A 16509-nucleotide genomic window follows, 5' to 3' on the forward strand; every position below is an offset into this window, starting at 1 on the left:
CTAGGAATATGAATGGGAATTCAGATGATATTTTAGATCAGTGGCTAAATTTCAGCGATGAAGAGAAAGAAGCAGAAAGTACATTTGGAGAACCTATTCCAAAAGCTTCTTTTTCTATCACCTACCCCCTTTCTGTAGCGCAGCAAAGACTTTGGTTTGTATATCAAAAGAATCCTGAAAGTGCTGTTTATAATTATTCTGAGATTTGGGATTTTCAGAATCAATCTTTTGATCAGGAAAGTTTCAGCCTAGCCTTGGATTATTTGGTCGAAAAGCATCGCATTTTGGCTAGCAATTATATTATCTTTCAAGAAGAGCCAGTAATGGTTTTTCGGAGAGATGAAAAGTATAGCCTTCATGCTTCTACAGAAGTGCTAAGTAAAGGCAATGCACGCATCTGGCTTAAGCAACTCGCAAGTAAATCCTTCAGACTAGAAACTGATCCACTTATCCGGGTAGGAATTTGTCAGTTGGAAAATGGTGGATACCATGTAGGCATCACTTTCCATCATATCAATATCGATGCTTGGTCCATGGGTATCCTGCGGCAGGACTTTGCTAATTTTTATAAGTCCATTTCACCGGATGACAAAAAGGCTGAATACGATTTAGGCCAATCGGATTTACAATATGTAGATTATACAAGCTGGCAAAAAAATCTTCCACTTAAGCCTTCTAAAGATGCTCTAAATAGCAGCTTTTCCCATATTTTTCTTGAACTTCCGCTGGACTATCCAAGACCAGCTACTCCCAGTTACAAAGGGAAATTAATTCGTTTTTCACTTCCTAAGGAATTAAGTCCAAAAGTTAGTGAAATACTTAAATCCCATCATACAACTGATTTTAACCTGTTTCTTGCGTGCTTTCAATTGCTTTTGGGAAGGTATGCAAAAAGTAACCATGTGAACGTGGGGATTCCTGTGTTGAATAGGGATAAGGACGAATTCAAATCCATGGTGGGTTATTTTGTGGATACACAAGTAATAGTAGGAGAATTGTTTAGGCAAAAGCCATTCTCTGAGTTTCTACAAGAGGTTAAAAATGAGGTGCTTTCTGCCATCTCCTCACAAAAAGAAAGCTACGAAGAGTTGGTGAATGCATCTTCGGAACTCAAGGATGAAAGTTACAATCCACTCTTTCAGGCAATGTTTGTTGGGCATTCTGCTGGGGAAAATCCTTTCCATAGTTTAAATCTTCCAGTAGATTTTGAGGTTTTGGATTTGGATGTAGCCAAATTTGATCTAACTCTTCATCATTTTGGATTGAAAAATGGGATATATCATATTGGGATTGAGATCAGTGATGATTTGTTTAGTCCTGTTTTTGCAGAGCGACTTGTTCAGCATTTTTCCACCTTACTGAGTGAAATTTGCGACAATCCAGCTTTACCATTAGAAAGCTATTCTTTGATTTCAGTAGAAGAGAAACAATATTTGACTTCAGGACTTAGTCATGGTTTCCATCCTGAAAAAAAGGGCTCGGTTTTAAAGCAAATTCTGGAAAACTTATCTAAGAATAAAAATAAAACCGCAGTAGTCTGCGGATCTGAACGTCTCAATTACAGCGAACTGAATCAAAGAAGTCAGCTTATTGCTCAGGAATTAAGAAAAAAAAATGCGGATCCCAACCAGCCATTAGGAATTTACCTAGAAAGATCTGTGGATTTTCTGGTTTCTATTCTGGCGATTTTGAGATTTGGTGGGGCATATTTGCCACTTGATCCAGAATATCCCGATCAGAGAATTCTGCAGTATCTCAAAGAATCCGGAGCAAAATATGTTCTTACACATGGCCGGCTAATCCAATCGAAAGATCCGATCAGAGAAGTTGTTGACTTAATAGAAATAGATTCACTTGATTACAATCAAGAAATTGATTTTAAAATAGGCGAAAGTAAAAATAAAGGGGATAATGCTTATCTGATTTTTACTTCTGGAAGCACCAATAAACCTAAAGGAGTTTTGGTGAGCCACGAAAATTTGTATTCCTCAATAGCGGCTAGAAAATCATATTATCAAGATGAACCCTCTGCATTTTTGTTGCTTTCATCTTTTTCTTTTGATAGCTCTGTGGCAGGGATATTTTGGACCCTATGTACGGGTGGTAAATTGGTAATTACTCAGAAAGAGGAGACCCTAGATACCAACGCACTGTCTACACTTCTAGATCGGGAAGAAATTAGTCACGCCTTGATGCTTCCTTCCCTATATCAAGCTTTGTTACAAGGAAAAGATAAATCTTGGAATGGATTAAAAGGAGTAATTCTAGCAGGTGAAGAATTTCCAAATGACATAATAGCAGCGCATTTTGAGAAAGTCCCAGATGCACGTCTTTTTAATGAATATGGTCCAACTGAAGGGACAGTATGGTGTACAGTTCAGGAGCTTAGAGTTAGTGATTCCTTTCACCGAGTACCGATAGGTTTGTCCACTTCTAATACTTTAGCCTATGTCTTGGATGAAAATCAGGATTTGAGCCCCACAGGTATTTCAGGTGAACTTTGTATTGCGGGTTCAGGTGTAGTAAATGGCTATTTGTCTCGAAGTGAAAATGAATCAAAATTCTTGAAAAACCCCTTTCATAAAGAACGGGGTAAGATCTATCTAACAGGGGATTTGGTTAGAATTCAGGAAAATGGTTTGATGGAATTTCTGGGTAGAATAGATAATCAGGTCAAAGTACGGGGGCATAGAGTGGAATTGAATGAGATCCAAGAGCTAGCTCAGCGATTCTCTTTAAATGTTACTGCAGTAGCTTTAGCAACTGAAGTCCCCGATCAAAAAATCATACTGGCGTATAAAACCAGGAAACCTTTGGTCGAAGAGGAGTTGATGGGATACCTCCAGCAAAATCTACCCAAATATATGGTTCCAGATCAGCTTGTAGGACTTGCTGATTTCCCGCTCCTTCCCAATGGAAAAGTAGATTTGAAGGCTTTGGAAAAGATTGCTAAATCAAAACCTATAGCTGCTTCTGAGAAGTTCAAAGTTCCGTCTACCTACCTTGAAAGACAGGTTGCAGGAATTTGGGCAGACGTGATGGGAGTTGATGAAGTTCCTGTCAATAGGGACTTTAACGAATTGGGGGGAAATTCTCTACAAAGCATACAGATTATTGCCAGATGCAGAGACATAGGAATCAAAGTCACTCCTGCTCAATTTCTTCGCTATTCCACAGTAGAGTCCTTGGTCAAATCTTTGAATCATGAAACCTACACTCGGCCGGAAAACACGCTGGAACTAGCCATTCTTAAAGTCTGGGAGAAGAATCTTGAACAGAAACTAATTGGAGTAAAAGACAGTTTTCAAAAAAATGGAGGTTCAGACTTTGAGTGGAAAAGCGTAAAGGTGGAGCTTAATTCTACTTACGATTTCTCCAAAGAAATTCAGATTTCGGACACAATAAAAGATATTGCAGAAAAGGTCAATACCTTTAAAAATGGGATTAAAGTAAAAGTTGGGTCTATCAAACGGGTGATTCCTATCCAAACGATTGGTAGTAAGTCCCCTGTTTTTTGTATTCATAGTGAGTTTTACTATGAAACGGTTTACAGCCAATTGACGAGACATTTGCCTTCTGAATATCCGGTTTATGGAATTTTATCTGTCAGTCCGGAATTAGTCAAGGAATCAGTGCCCAAAAACATGGCAGAGATAGCAAGCCTTTGTTTGGCCGAGATCAAGATAATTCAGCCTTCTGGACCTTATAGAATTTTATCTTATTCTATTGGTAATGTGGTTTTATTTGAGCTTGCAAAGCAGCTTAGGGAAGAAGGGTCAGAAGTTAAGTTAATCATGATAGATCCTCCATTGTTTTTTGACAAATCCCGGACTTTTGGAAAGGGTGGATACAAGAAATTTTTCACTTACGTGGATTACCTTAAGAATCCCATTGAATTAGTAAATAAACTCAAAAAAAGGGTAAATAAAGCTAAGAATCAACCTGTTTTGATTAAGGATACAGGACTTTTGAAGAAATATATTCTAGCGTACCAACCCAAGAAAATTGACTGCGATACGCTTTTAATCACCACACCGAGGGAGTTCAAGCATACCTACGGGTGGGAGCCACTGCTGAATATTGTGGACAGAGAAGAAATAATGGGACCACATCTTAAATTGATGAGGGAACCATACACAGGACAGATGAATGAGGCTATTGCTCGAAATTTAAAAAGATGGGAAAATGAATAAAGAAAGACTAGTTAGCTAATGAAAGTAGATCTATGGCTTGCCAATATGGATCAGTTGCCTGATGAAGATGGAAGTTATCTTTCTGAAGAAGAACAAGTCCGTATTGCTCGCTTCGTTCATGAAAAATATCAAAAACATTTTATAAAGCGGCGAAGTATTTTGCGGAGGTTACTATCCAGTTATCTTTCTATAAAACCAAATGAGATAATTATTCAGCAAACTGAACTTGGCAAACCATATGTAAAAAACGAGGGGACTAAAATCTTTATTAGCACGTCACACTCCAAGAATTATGTACTCTATGGTTTTTCATGGGAAGCGGAATTGGGAGTAGACATTGAATTTTTAGATGCTGAGATTGAAGCAGAGCTAATCTCAAATCATTTTTTTTGCAATGAAGAAATTAGCCTAATCCGAAGTTCAAAAGGAAAAAGGAAATCGGAAGCATTTTTTAGACTCTGGTGCATCAAAGAAGCATTTATCAAAATGAAAGGAAAAGGGCTGACATATCCATTGGATCAAGTGCTTGTTAAGAATGCGATGGATAATCCAAGCCTAGAAATCCCTTTGGAAATAGGATCTCAGGAAATACTTAGATATAGTGTCAAGTATTCAGGTTGGTCGGGTAATTTCGGAATTGGGGTAGTGGTAGAAGGTGATGAACTTGAATTAGACTTTAAGATCTATGAATAGGTTTTCGTAGAAATTTTAATCTACTATTTGTAAAAAAAATCATATTCCTTTTAAATGAATAAATATTTGACCTTCCTTATCTTGGATTAAATTTCGTGGTTATAAAAAATGGAAATCCAATTCAAAAATTTCTATTAAATGAAGTAATTGACATTGATACCTTTAAAAATAAACCTGAATTTTTTTAAAAATATAAATAGACTCCGGAAATTCCCGGAGTTTTTTTATGTTTTTATTTCTCTAAACCTGTCTGATAAATCGCCCCAATAGCACCCCGGAATTCCCCAAAGGCCAACACCTTTTTTCCGTCCATTCTCAGATCAGCCTTATCTACCTTTTTCAGAAAAATCAAAAACCTGCACCTTAATTTTCTGGAAATGTTGGCCCCTTATTTCAGCCTCTCCGTAATTCAATCACCGTAATTTCCGGCCAGATGCCTACCCGGCCCGAAAAGGCATGAAATCCAAATCCCCTGTTGACATACAGGTAATTTCCAGCATATTCAGCCAGACCCGCCCAGTTGGGGTACCGGTACTGTGCCGGACTCCATCGAAACAGCGGAGTCTCTATCCCAAATTGCATGCCATGGGTATGACCACTTAAGGTAAGGTGTATTTTTTTAGGATGCTTTTTGACTTGTTCGTCCCAGTGAGACGGGTCGTGTGAAAGTAAAATTTTGAATTCCTCATCCCCCACACCCAGCAGGGATTTTTCCAGATCTCCTTTGGATTGAAAGCCCACGCCCCAGTTTTCCACGCCCATCAGCCGGATTTTCTCGCCATCTTTCTCAATCACCCTGTTTTCATCCAGCAACAGATCGTAGCCCAGCTTTTGGTGCTGCTGTTTCAGGTGCTCGAAATTCGCTTTTTTGGCCTCGGGACTTGGCCAGGATGAATAATCCCCATAGTCATGATTGCCTAAAATAGAATACTGTCCATAGGGAGCTTTGATTCGTGAAAAAGCTTCCAGCATGGGTTCGATTTCATCTGCCTTGTGATTGACAAGGTCTCCTGTAAATACAAATAGATCGGAATTTTGAGAGGCAGCAAGTTCAGCTCCTCTTTTTACCGCCTCCATATCCGTAAAGCTGCCCGCATGGATGTCGGATAGCTGGGTGATGGTAAACCCATCAAAGGCTTCCGGCAGGTCTTTGAAATAAATGGTCTTCCGGAGGGTTCGGAAATCGTATTTTCCTTTTACAATCCCGTACACGAAAGCCGTAAAAGGAATGGCGGCCACCGCAAAGGCCATTTGGCTGACGAACTTTCGCCGGTCCGGGTAAACGGCCGGGCTTTCGGCCTGGCCCGAAGAAAATCCGGATGAAAAATAAGAGATGGCCGCACTCACCGTTCGGTAAATATCTTCTCCAAATAAGAATACAATGATCGAAAGCTGGGTAACAGCTATCGTCAGGAACAAGTTTAACGATTTCTGAGAGGTAGTGGATATTTTGCCCTCCTGCAGGATGATAAAAAAGGTCAGGCCGATCCACAGGCTGATCCCGCCAGCCACTACCCAATAGGCTATTTTTCCTTTTGCAAAGAACGTTTCAGGCAACAGGGTTTTAACTCCCTGATACACGTACCAATTCAAAAAAAATAGAACAACTAATAAAATTAAAATAAAAACGATACCTCCCACTTTTGTCATGGTTTTTTATGCTATCCTAGTTAATCGCAAACCGGGTGAAAAGGTTTGTTTATTTGAAGAAAAAGCGGCAATAACTGAATCGGTTGTTGGCTATAGGGGCTGAATGTGAACGGAAGCCGTTAGGCTGGCTTCTTGCAGCTGATCGCCTCCAAAGGTTCCGTGAACCGGCAGGGTGTTTTTAGGGAGAAAACTACAGGCCAATGGAATGTAATGTTCATCGGTCATCAGGCCCAGGCTGGGGTCCAGGCCCACCCATCCGGCGCCCGGCAAAAAGGTTTCGACCCAGGCGTGGAGCTCATGCCCCTCATCCAGTTCAGGATTAAAGGCATAGCCACTGACAAACCGGGAGGCCAGCCCCAAATGCCGCAGTATTTCGATCAACATCCAGGAAAGGTCCCGGCAGGAACCCCTTCCGGCAGCAAAGGTTTGAGTGGCAGGCCAGAGGTTTTCTTCCTCTCTGATGATGTGCTTCCAATCGGCATGAATGGAGGCATTCAGCTCGGTTAGAAACTGAATGGGATCTTTGCTGGTAAGTTTCGCCAGACCATACTGTTTCAGTAGGGAGTTATTACTATGCCCAAGATAAGCCTGGAGCAAGGGCATGTCGTCTTCCGGATACTGGAACGGAGTCGCTGCATTTCGATCCAGCTTATTAACAAAACCCTGGTCTACCAAAAACAGAAAAGGATTGAAAGGACTGTGTGTGGATTCAAAAGAGGTGCTGATGCTAAGCTTACTTGATTCTTTTGAAAACCAAACCTGGAAATAGGGATTGCCCTCTATACTGTATCGCTCATTCATTCCATCCGGTTCGGGCTGTATTTGAAGTGAAAATTTGCTGACCTCAAAATAGTTTCTCGGAAGCGGCTTCAAAAAAAGACTATGGGGGTTAAGCCCAACAGGCTGGTGGTAGTCATAAGTGGTATGGTGTTCAATTTTTAGACGCATGGTTTTTCATTTTAGGGGAAAGGAAACCCGGCATCTGTGGCCATCAAATGGAGGGAAATCTATTCGCTTTCTTCCATTTCTTCGTGAAAGAACGCTTTTTTTAAGATATCGGCTGGCAATTTATGAATGGCTTCTTTCAACGAATTATTCCAAAATTCCGATAAATGATGCAATTCGTGCTGTTCAAACCGGTTTTCAATAATTTGATAACTATTGTTTTCAAGTATGACGGTGTCTATCGGATAGTCTACGTCATTTGCGCTGATTCGAGTGGCATCGAAAGCCAGGAAGGCACTTTTTAAGGCAAAATAAAGCGGCTCTTCATACTTTAACGACCTTCGCAGCACTGGGTTGCCGAAACCAGTATTACCAATAATGACAAAAGGGGTTCCCTGCCGGATTTCTATCCAGTTACCCTGCGGATACAATAAAAAAAGCCGGGGCTCTTTGTCTTCTTCCAACTGTCCACCGATGATGGAATAAAGGTTGAAAGTGAAACCGGATTTTTCCAATGAATCCATGTCTTCTTCAGCCACTCTTTTTACCTGGTCGGCAAATCCGTTGACCGCTTTGTACAACCGATCAAAGGAGGCATCTTCTCTTTCGATTAGCTCTCCAAAATAGGTGATGGCCTTGTCCCGGACCGAGCGCAGGCCCGATGTCATAATAAAGAACGAGTGTTTTTTTCGATTGACGGTATATAGTTTTTTAGATGTAGTCGTTTCGTTGCCTGAGGTAATTCTGGTATCCGCTAGCCCTACAATCCCGTGTTTTGTCTTAATTCCAATACAAAATGTCATCCTTGCTCCATAGTTTGGCTTACAAAGTTATCTTTTATTTGGAAATAATTATCGTTTATCTGATTGGATATAAAATTGATTTTTACCTGAAGGTGTTCGAGGTATTCGTGAAGTCCTGTAGCGATGATATCGCTGACATCATCAAACTCAAGTTTAGACCGCAGTTCTCCCATGGATTTTTCCGCCGAATTGGAGAATCCGGATCCATTGGTGCCCGAAATTTTAAATAAGCTTTGCTCGGCTTCCCGGAGGCAGAAAAATACAGATCGGGGAAAGTATTTGTTCAAGACCAAAAATTCGACCACGCAAGAGGGATCTATGGTGCCGTAAAGCCTTCGGTAGGTATTAAAGGCCGTCACCGATTTTAGCAAGGCCATCCAATGAAGAAAGTCAAGTGGGGAGCCTACCTCTTTCGGAGAGGGGAGTAGAATATGGTATTTCACATCCAGAATACGGGAAGTCTTATCGGCTCGTTCCAGGTATTGTCCCAATTGGCGAAAATACCAGCCTTCCGTGCGGGCAACGGTACTGTCGGCGATACCGTAAAGAAGTAGGATCTGGGATTTGACGGCTTCGAAGAAATGCCGGGGATCTTCGTTTTTCCAAACCTTACTTTCCGAAGCTTTTTTGACAAAATGATAGGTTTCATTGAGCTTTTCCCAGGTTTCTTTGGTTAGGTTTTCCCGCACGATTCGGGCGTTTTCCCTGGCTTTGGATACGGATGAAATGAGCGAATTGGAATTGCTGGTGTCAAAGGCCAGGAAATAAATAACCTCCTGCATGTTGTATCCCTGATTTTTTGCCTGGTAGAGGTCTTTGTCTCCCGTAGCCAGTACCAGGGGCTCCCATTGCTCCTTCAGGTCTCCCGGGAGGTCCAACATCAGGTTGAAATTAACATCTATAAAACGGGCGTAATTTTCCGCCCTCTCAAGGTATCTGCCCAGCCAGTAAATGGAATTTGCTACTCTACTTAACATATTGGTTTTTCTTGGTTAGTACAATACCCAGGTATCTTTACTGCCCCCTCCCTGGGAGCTATTTACGACAAGTGACCCTTTCTTCAAGGCTACGCGGGTAAGAGCTCCCGGGATTACCTCAATTTCTTTACCGTATAAGACATACGGTCTCAGGTCCACATGCCGGCCTTCGATAGACTTATTGTCTATGATGGAGGGAACGGTTGAAAGGGAAAGCGTTGGTTGTGCAATGTAGTTTTTCGGGTTATTTTGAATTAGTTTCCGGAATTTTTCGTGCTCTTCAGCATCTGCCTTCGGACCGATTAACATGCCATACCCTCCTGCCGCGTTCGTTTCTTTGACGACCAGGTTGGCGATATTTTTCAATACATACTCCCGGTCTTCCGCTTCCCGGCAGAGGTAGGTAGGGACATTTTTTAAAATAGGCTCTTGATCAAGGTAATACCGGATGATTTTAGGAACGTAGGCATAAACCGCTTTGTCATCGGCAACTCCTGTTCCCGGAGCATTGGCCAGGGCAATGTTACCGGCCTTATAGGCATCGAAAAGACCGGGGATTCCCAGCATCGAATCCGGGTTAAAAGCAAGCGGATCCAAAAAGGTATCGTCAATCCTTCGGTACAGCACATCAATCTGTTGCAGCCCTTTGGTGGTTTGCATGTATACCTTTTTATTTTCTACCAAAAGGTCCATTCCTGATACCAATTCTACGCCCATTTGCTGGGCCAGGTAGGAATGTTCAAAATAGGCAGAATTGTATACCCCGGGTGTTAAGACCCCAATCACCGGTTTCGGTTTATCGGAGAGAAACTGCAGCATTTCCAAGAGTTTGGTGCTGTAGTCGGATACCGGACGAACCCCAAGCGTATTGAAAAGTTCCGGAAAGGCCCTTTTGATGATTTCCCGGCTTTCCAGCATGTAGGATACGCCGGAGGGGCATCTTAAATTGTCTTCCAGAACGTAAAAAGCGCCATCCTTATCTCTGACCAAATCGGTACCGGTAATGTGACACCAGATGCCTTTAGGCGGCGTTAGGCCGATGCAAGGCTTGAGAAAGTCTTTGCTCCCGACAATCAGCTCCTTTGGAATGATCTCATCTTTAAATATTTTTTGCTCATTGTAAATGTCCTGAAGAAAGAGGTTCAGTGCATCAATTCGCTGCTTGAGTCCATCTTCCAATACCTTCCACTCATCTCCCGGAATGATGCGGGGAATGATGTCCAGGTGAAGGATTTTTTCCATGCCTTCTTTGTCATGATAGACATTGAAAGTCATACCCATGGCCATTTGTGCTTTGTCAGCCGAATACTGAAGGTGACTGAGTTTTTTGGCTGAAGTGCTTTGAATGAATTTGCCGAACCGGTCGTAATGTCCTCTCAGTTGCTGATTCTCTTCGAACATTTCATCGTAAAAACCTTGTTGGTTGTTGTGGATTACCTTCATGGGGGGTAGTTAAAATCAGTTGATTTGGTCGTCCTATTAAATTATAGTCAATAAATTAAGTAAATATTGTTGAAATTACAATGAATTTCAGGGAAAGACCCTGATTTTTTACATAACAAAGGCGATTTTTAGGCAAAATTTGAATAAGTGGCGATAATTAGGCTATGCCTTTATTTCGGCCAGCCGAAGCAAAAATGCATATTCCATGGCTAATTCTTTTAATGCCCTGAACCGCCCGCTGGCACCCCCATGGCCCGCTTCCATATTGGTATGTAATAGAAGCAAGTTGTCATTGGTTCGCATGGCCCGTAATTTAGCCACCCATTTGGTCGGCTCCCAGTACTGTACCTGGCTATCGTGCAGCCCTGAGGTGACCAATAGGTGCGGGTAATCTTGTGCTTTTACGTTGTCATAAGGAGAATAAGATTGGATGTACTCATAGTACTCCTTGTCCTTAGGATTTCCCCACTCGTCAAACTCCCCGGTTGTTAAGGGGATGCTTTCGTCCAGCATGGTGGTCAGTACATCCACGAAGGGAACCGCCGCAATGACGCCAAAGAAGAGGTCCGGACGTTCGTTGATAACCGCTCCCATGGTCAAACCGCCTGCACTTCCTCCCATGGCAAAGAGCTTATTTTTATGCGTGTATTTTTCAAGAACCAGATGTTCAGCGCAGGCAATGAAATCCGAAAAGGTATTTTTCTTTTTTAGCATTTTGCCCTCTTCATACCAATGTCGCCCCATTTCCTGCCCGCCCCGCACATGCGCCATGGCGAATACAAACCCCCTGTCTAAAAGGCTTATTCTGCTGGAACTAAAATAGGGATCGGTACTTAACCCATAAGCACCATAAACATACAAAAGCAAGGGGTTTTTCCCCGTTTTGGAAAACAAGTCTTTTTTGTAAACCAAGGAAATTGGGATTTCCTGTCCGTCCGGTGCGGTTGCCCAAATTCTTTCCGACTGGTAGTCTTCCGGATGGTGGCCACCCACCACTTCTTGTTGCTTCATTAGGGTCTTTTCCTGACTGTCCATGTGATAGTCAAATATGGAGGCCGGGGTAGTTAGGGAATTGTACCCGTAGCGTAGGACCTCGGTATAGAATTCCGGGTTGTTTCCCAGCCACACCGTGTAGGCAGGATCCTGCATTCGGATGGTGTGCTTTTGGCTCCCATCCCAGCGGTGGATCTCCAGCCGGCTTAAGCCATTGAAGCGATTGGAAATCACCAGATGATGCTTAAATACTTCGAATTCTTCCAACAATACATTTTCCCGCACAGGAATTACTTCTTCCCAATGGATTTTGTCCGGTTGGTTGATGGGTGCCTTTACCAATTTAAAGTTTGTTGCTCCGTCTGCATTAGTCAGGATTACAAAATGTTCCTCGTAGTGTTCCACTTCGTATTCCAGGTCCTTCTCTCTTTTCTGAATGAGCTTCCATTTTTCGGTGGGCTTATCGGCAGCTAAAAATCGATACTCGGAAGAGATGGTGCTCTGGCTGGCCATGAAAAGGTATTTTCTGGATTTGGATTTTTGTACCTGAAGGGTGAATTTTTCGTCTTTTTCCTCAAAAACCAGTTCATCATCTGATTGCTTTTGCCCCAATGTATGCTTGTAAACCCTGTTTGACCGAAGTGTTTTTGGATCCTGCTGGGCGTAAAAAAGGGTTTTATTATCGTTTGCCCAGGCCATGTTTCCAGTGATGGCACCTATCGATTCACCTATTATTTCCCCGGTGAGCAGGTCTTTGAAGTGAATGGTATAGATCCTGCGACCCACTTCATCGGAGGCAAAGGCCAGCAAATTCCCGTTTTCAGAAATAGCCAGGGCATTGACATGGAAGTACTCCTTTCCTTCAGCCAATTCGTTCACATTTAGAATCACCTGCTCCTCATGGGTCAATTGTTCCTTTTTCCGGCAATAGATCGGGTACTCCTTCCCCTTTTCGTACCTTTGGTAATAGTAATAACCATTTTTAAAATAGGGCACGCTGGAATCGTCTTCCTTTATCCGGCTTTTCATTTCCTCGAATAAGGTCTCCTGCAGCGCTTTATCGGAAGCAAGGCATTGTTCTTTATAGTCATTTTCCTGATCAAGGTAGGCGATGACCTCCGGATTTTCCCGGTCGTTCATCCAATAATAATCGTCTTTTCTGGAATAGGAATGAAAGTCGAGTGTTTTTGGTAATAATTTTGCTTTTGGAGCTTTTAATTGAGATTGATTTGCCATATTTTTAATCTAAAATTTTTTATTTTGCCGCTGCTAATTTCAAAAACCATTCCAATAACTATCAATTTTGAGAAAAACTGCGATTTATTTCAAGTTACTAATTACTATTTCTAACTAACAAAAGCATGGGATTGATTAAAGAATTTAAGGATTTTGCCGTAAGGGGCAATGTAGTAGATCTTGCCGTGGCAGTGATCATGGGCGGTGCATTCGGGAAGATAGTGTCTTCCCTGGTGAATGACATCATTATGCCCCCCATCGGCTTATTGCTGGGAGGGGTAAATTTCAAAGAGCTAATGATTGTCCTAAAAGAGGCATACGTGGATCCGACAGGGGTGGAAGTGGCTGCAGTGAGCATTCGGTATGGTAATTTCATTCAGTTTGTAGTGGATTTTACGCTGGTAGCCCTTGCCGTTTTTATGATGGTGAAGTTGATCAATAAGCTGAAGCGAAAAGAAGAAGCCGCACCCACTCCTCCGCCACCTACCGTAAACAAAACCGAGGTATTGCTGGAGGAAATCAGAGATCTATTAAAGAAGCAAAACGGATGAATTTAACCGGTAAAGGAAGGTTGCTCATTCTTTACCGGTTAAACTGGTACCTGAGCTGAAAAGTGGTCTCTGTTACCTCGTTTCCGGGGATTTCCTGCAGGCCTGAACCGATTCCTTCCCTATTGGTGTAGGTCGTTTTTGCCCATCTGGCCCAACAGGTCAATTGATTGTTGATTTTGTATTGTGCCAGCAAATAGCACCTCATCCCTTGTCCATAAAAATTGGGTACCGAAAAGGCCCAAAGCACATTCTTTTCAAAAAGGTATTGCCGGTTTTCAAAATCATCTGTATCAAATAACGAAACCCTTCCACTGAATTTCCAATTGCCCACACTGCCCGTTAAATCCTGAAAAATAGCAAAGCCTTTGGTTTTGGTTCCATTTATTTGATAAGAGCTGTGTTGGATTCTGGTCTTTGCCTGCCACCATTGACTGGGTTGGTAGCTCATGTTCCAGACAACGTTTTTTCGCTTGCCTTCGGCCAGTAAATATTGGTTATCCGACTGCTCATCCGACAATAGGTTTCTGCTTTTTCTTTCCTCCCGCCATTGAAAGAAAAACACCAATTGCTTATTCGGTGTGTAGGTAAACCGGCTAAGCCACTCGCTGCCCGAAGAGGGTGCATACATGCGGAACCGCATCCAGGGAAAGGAAAAGTGATCGTAATAAGCAGACCAGGTGATTTTTCTGGAGGGTTTATAGCTTAGCCCCAGGTAGAAGCCCTCTTCGTTTATGGGCCGGGAGCCTTCGGAAAATGCATTGCCATAGAACGAATGAAAATTCCGGTCAAATTTTCGCCATACCAGGGAAAAATCTACCTGCCGGCTCAAGCTACTCATGATGCCCACCACCTGTCCCTTTCCCATGCTTTGGGAAAGGGCGGACTCGGCAAAAAAGTAGTGATTGGCAACATTATAGGAAAGGTAAAGGCTGCCAATGGTATTGGATATTCCTCGAAATTCGAACTGATTGTATATCCGGGCTCTTGGCAACAGTGGGCGGCTGTATCGGGTGTGAAGAAAATTGGCACCCGCCTGTAGGTTATTCGTTGGATGCTGGTAGTGAATGTTGGTCCCCATATTTTGTTCCCTGGCCCGGGCTTTTTTTTGGATTTCACTTGCTGTACGGTGGTATCCTGAAAGAACAAGCGAAGATAAATGGCCATCGGAGGATTCCAGGCTGTCCTGAAGAACCTGGATACTTGCGTTTCTGGGAGCGAGGGAATACATACCCGTCCATTGAACGTTTCCTGTTTGGTAGGTAACCGCTCCTCCCCGAAAAAAACCGGTTTCTAAAACCGAGGTATAGGGTCGGAGACCCAGAGAACTTCTTCGAACGGTAGACACGGTTTCCGACCCTTTTCCTACTGAAAACCCTGCCCCAAATACCAGTCCCTGGCCGAATTGAAGCTGATAATCGCCCAAGGTGAGCATCTTCATAGCTCCTTTGTTGTAGAGGGAATAATGAAAAGACAAAAAATCCATTCCATACCTTCGGGTTTCTCCATCCCAGACGAATGGTTCACCGGCATCTTTATCAGCGGTCAGGCCCAGGCTGAAATCACCCGGTTGTTGCAATCGCAGCCTGGCGTACACGTCATTGGGATCCCCGAGATAGCGGCTGCTCAGTGCGCCATCAGGCAGGGTATCCGGCGGGCTAAATCCCTTTCTGGTTTGCCAGACCCTTCGTTGCCTAAGAATAAAATAGGCATTTTCCGCTGTTCGGATTCGTTTGAAACCGGGAACGCTTGAAAGCGTTTGGCTGGAATTCAATTGCACAAAGGGCAGGATATTTTCGATCGTTTTCAGGTCCCATTCGGGAATGGCTTGCAATTCGAATGTAGAGAGCAAAGGGCCAAAATCCCTTCGATAGGCCATAAACGTTTCCACCTGCAAGGGGGAAAGGATATGCAGCGACCTCAGCTCTTCGGCAGAGACTACCTGTAGGTCCAGGGGGTTTAGGTGAACCTGCAGGAGACTTTCGTAGAGGTCTTCATAAGGAATGTCCTCGTCCTGAAAGCCAAAGCGTTCTTCAATGAACCGTTCGACGTCCAGATCATTCGTAGGTAAGGATTGGGCAGAAAGGATTTGGAAACAGCCCGGCACCAAAAATACTAGAAGGAAACGAGGTATCAAGGTTCGGAAAGGTTGTAATTGAGGGAAAAATGGTGGGTATAGCCCAGAAGAAAATGCCGGCTCATGGCATAATCTACTTGAAACCTTCTGGGCATGAAACCAATACCGAAAAACAGGTGATTGGGATTGGTATTGATACCTGCTCTGGCCCATAGTTTTTGCTCAAAACCATAGGCTAATCCCGCTTTGAACCTGGCAGGAGTGAGCAATTCTTTTTCAGACTCGAAATTCAATAGGAGATTTTCCGAGGGTCGGTAGGAAATTCCTGCTTTTACAGTGGTGGGCAGGTAGTCCTTACTGGATTTGCTAATAGCCGCCCGCGTGATATTGTAGGCATGGGCTCCAAAAAATAAGCCCGGAAGCAGTTCAGCCAGACCTCCAAATTCGATGACTGGCTGGGCACTGCGCCCAAATCCTTCAATATTGGTTTGAAAATAGCTGATTTTGACTCCGAGGCTTGCCAGACCGAGCTGCCTGGCGATACCAAGACCGACTTGCTGTTGGTTAAATAGCTTTCCGCCATAGCTGGAAATACCGATACCCAGATTCCCCAGGTTACGGGTGGGAATGAGGAGGCCGGTGGAAAGGGTGGTGAGTTCTGATAAGCCCAGCCGGTGGTCATAGCCTGCTATGGCTCGCAGCTCCTGCTTGGTCTTTCCCAGTGCACCGATGTTGTTAAAGACGGCCCAGGGATCATTGAGGGTGACGCTGGCGTTTCCCATGCCCATGCTAAGCGCACCTTTCGGGAAATGATCCATGCTGTTTTGCGAATGCCCGGTAAGGACACCCAAAAAGGAAAAAAACAGAAGGGTCGAGATCCATTTCTCCATGATTCGAAAAGTTGGGAAAACTCCAAGCGACAAATGAATTTAATACAAAAAAATGTATTTT

General features: G+C 43.2%; 11 protein-coding genes. 3 read left to right on the plus strand and 8 right to left on the minus strand.

Features of this window, described 5'->3' with window-relative positions; genetic code table 11:
* Positions 1-8: 8 nt before the first annotated feature.
* On the plus strand, positions 9-4193 hold the full coding sequence (locus tag GJS45_RS12660; RefSeq protein WP_162342210.1) for a non-ribosomal peptide synthetase: 4185 nt from the start codon (positions 9-11) through the stop codon (positions 4191-4193).
* 18 nt (positions 4194-4211) lie between these two features.
* The gene (locus tag GJS45_RS12665; RefSeq protein ID WP_162342211.1) at positions 4212-4886 is read left to right on the plus strand and encodes a 4'-phosphopantetheinyl transferase family protein; all 675 of its coding nucleotides are present in this window, start codon (positions 4212-4214) and stop codon (positions 4884-4886) included.
* A gap of 393 nt (positions 4887-5279) precedes the next feature.
* On the opposite strand, the gene GJS45_RS12670 is transcribed toward GJS45_RS12665, so the two are convergent.
* From GJS45_RS12670 to GJS45_RS12695, 6 genes are all read right to left on the minus strand, one after another.
* Positions 5280-6536 (minus strand): metallophosphoesterase, encoded by a 1257-nt coding sequence (locus tag GJS45_RS12670; RefSeq protein WP_162342212.1) that lies wholly within the window; start codon positions 6534-6536, stop codon positions 5280-5282.
* A gap of 90 nt (positions 6537-6626) precedes the next feature.
* Positions 6627-7484 carry a transglutaminase family protein gene (locus GJS45_RS12675; protein ID WP_162342213.1) on the minus strand — a complete coding sequence of 286 codons (858 nt, stop codon included), beginning with the start codon at positions 7482-7484 and terminating at the stop codon, positions 6627-6629.
* Between the two features lie 59 nt (positions 7485-7543).
* Positions 7544-8284 (minus strand): peptidase, encoded by a 741-nt coding sequence (locus tag GJS45_RS12680; protein WP_162342214.1) that lies wholly within the window; start codon positions 8282-8284, stop codon positions 7544-7546.
* Positions 8281-9261, minus strand: a complete 981-nt coding sequence (locus tag GJS45_RS12685) for an alpha-E domain-containing protein (RefSeq protein ID WP_162342215.1) — start codon at positions 9259-9261, stop codon at positions 8281-8283. The genes GJS45_RS12680 and GJS45_RS12685 overlap by 4 nt, the downstream gene beginning before the upstream one ends.
* Before the next feature lie 15 nt (positions 9262-9276).
* Entirely contained in the window at positions 9277-10704 is a 1428-nt protein-coding gene (locus GJS45_RS12690) for a circularly permuted type 2 ATP-grasp protein (RefSeq protein ID WP_162342216.1), read from the minus strand.
* Positions 10705-10866: 162 nt separating this feature from the next.
* Positions 10867-12933 (minus strand): S9 family peptidase, encoded by a 2067-nt coding sequence (locus GJS45_RS12695; RefSeq protein WP_162342217.1) that lies wholly within the window; start codon positions 12931-12933, stop codon positions 10867-10869.
* A 125-nt stretch (positions 12934-13058) separates the two neighbouring features.
* Between GJS45_RS12695 and mscL the strand changes: the two genes are divergently transcribed.
* Positions 13059-13484: a large-conductance mechanosensitive channel protein MscL gene (gene mscL, locus GJS45_RS12700; protein WP_162342218.1), complete on the plus strand. Its 426-nt coding sequence runs from the start codon at positions 13059-13061 to the stop codon at positions 13482-13484.
* 31 nt (positions 13485-13515) lie between these two features.
* Here mscL and GJS45_RS12705 read toward each other — a convergent pair whose 3' ends face one another.
* Together GJS45_RS12705 and GJS45_RS12710 are read right to left on the minus strand one after the other, a co-directional pair.
* Positions 13516-15618, minus strand: a complete 2103-nt coding sequence (locus GJS45_RS12705; protein WP_162342219.1) for a helix-hairpin-helix domain-containing protein — start codon at positions 15616-15618, stop codon at positions 13516-13518.
* Positions 15615-16448, minus strand: a complete 834-nt coding sequence (locus tag GJS45_RS12710; protein WP_202928079.1) for a PorV/PorQ family protein — start codon at positions 16446-16448, stop codon at positions 15615-15617. Before GJS45_RS12710 ends, GJS45_RS12705 begins: the two co-directional genes overlap by 4 nt.
* Positions 16449-16509: the final 61 nt, after the last annotated feature.

The organism is Cyclobacterium salsum (assembly GCF_010119245.1).
Taxonomy (GTDB): domain Bacteria; phylum Bacteroidota; class Bacteroidia; order Cytophagales; family Cyclobacteriaceae; genus Cyclobacterium; species Cyclobacterium salsum.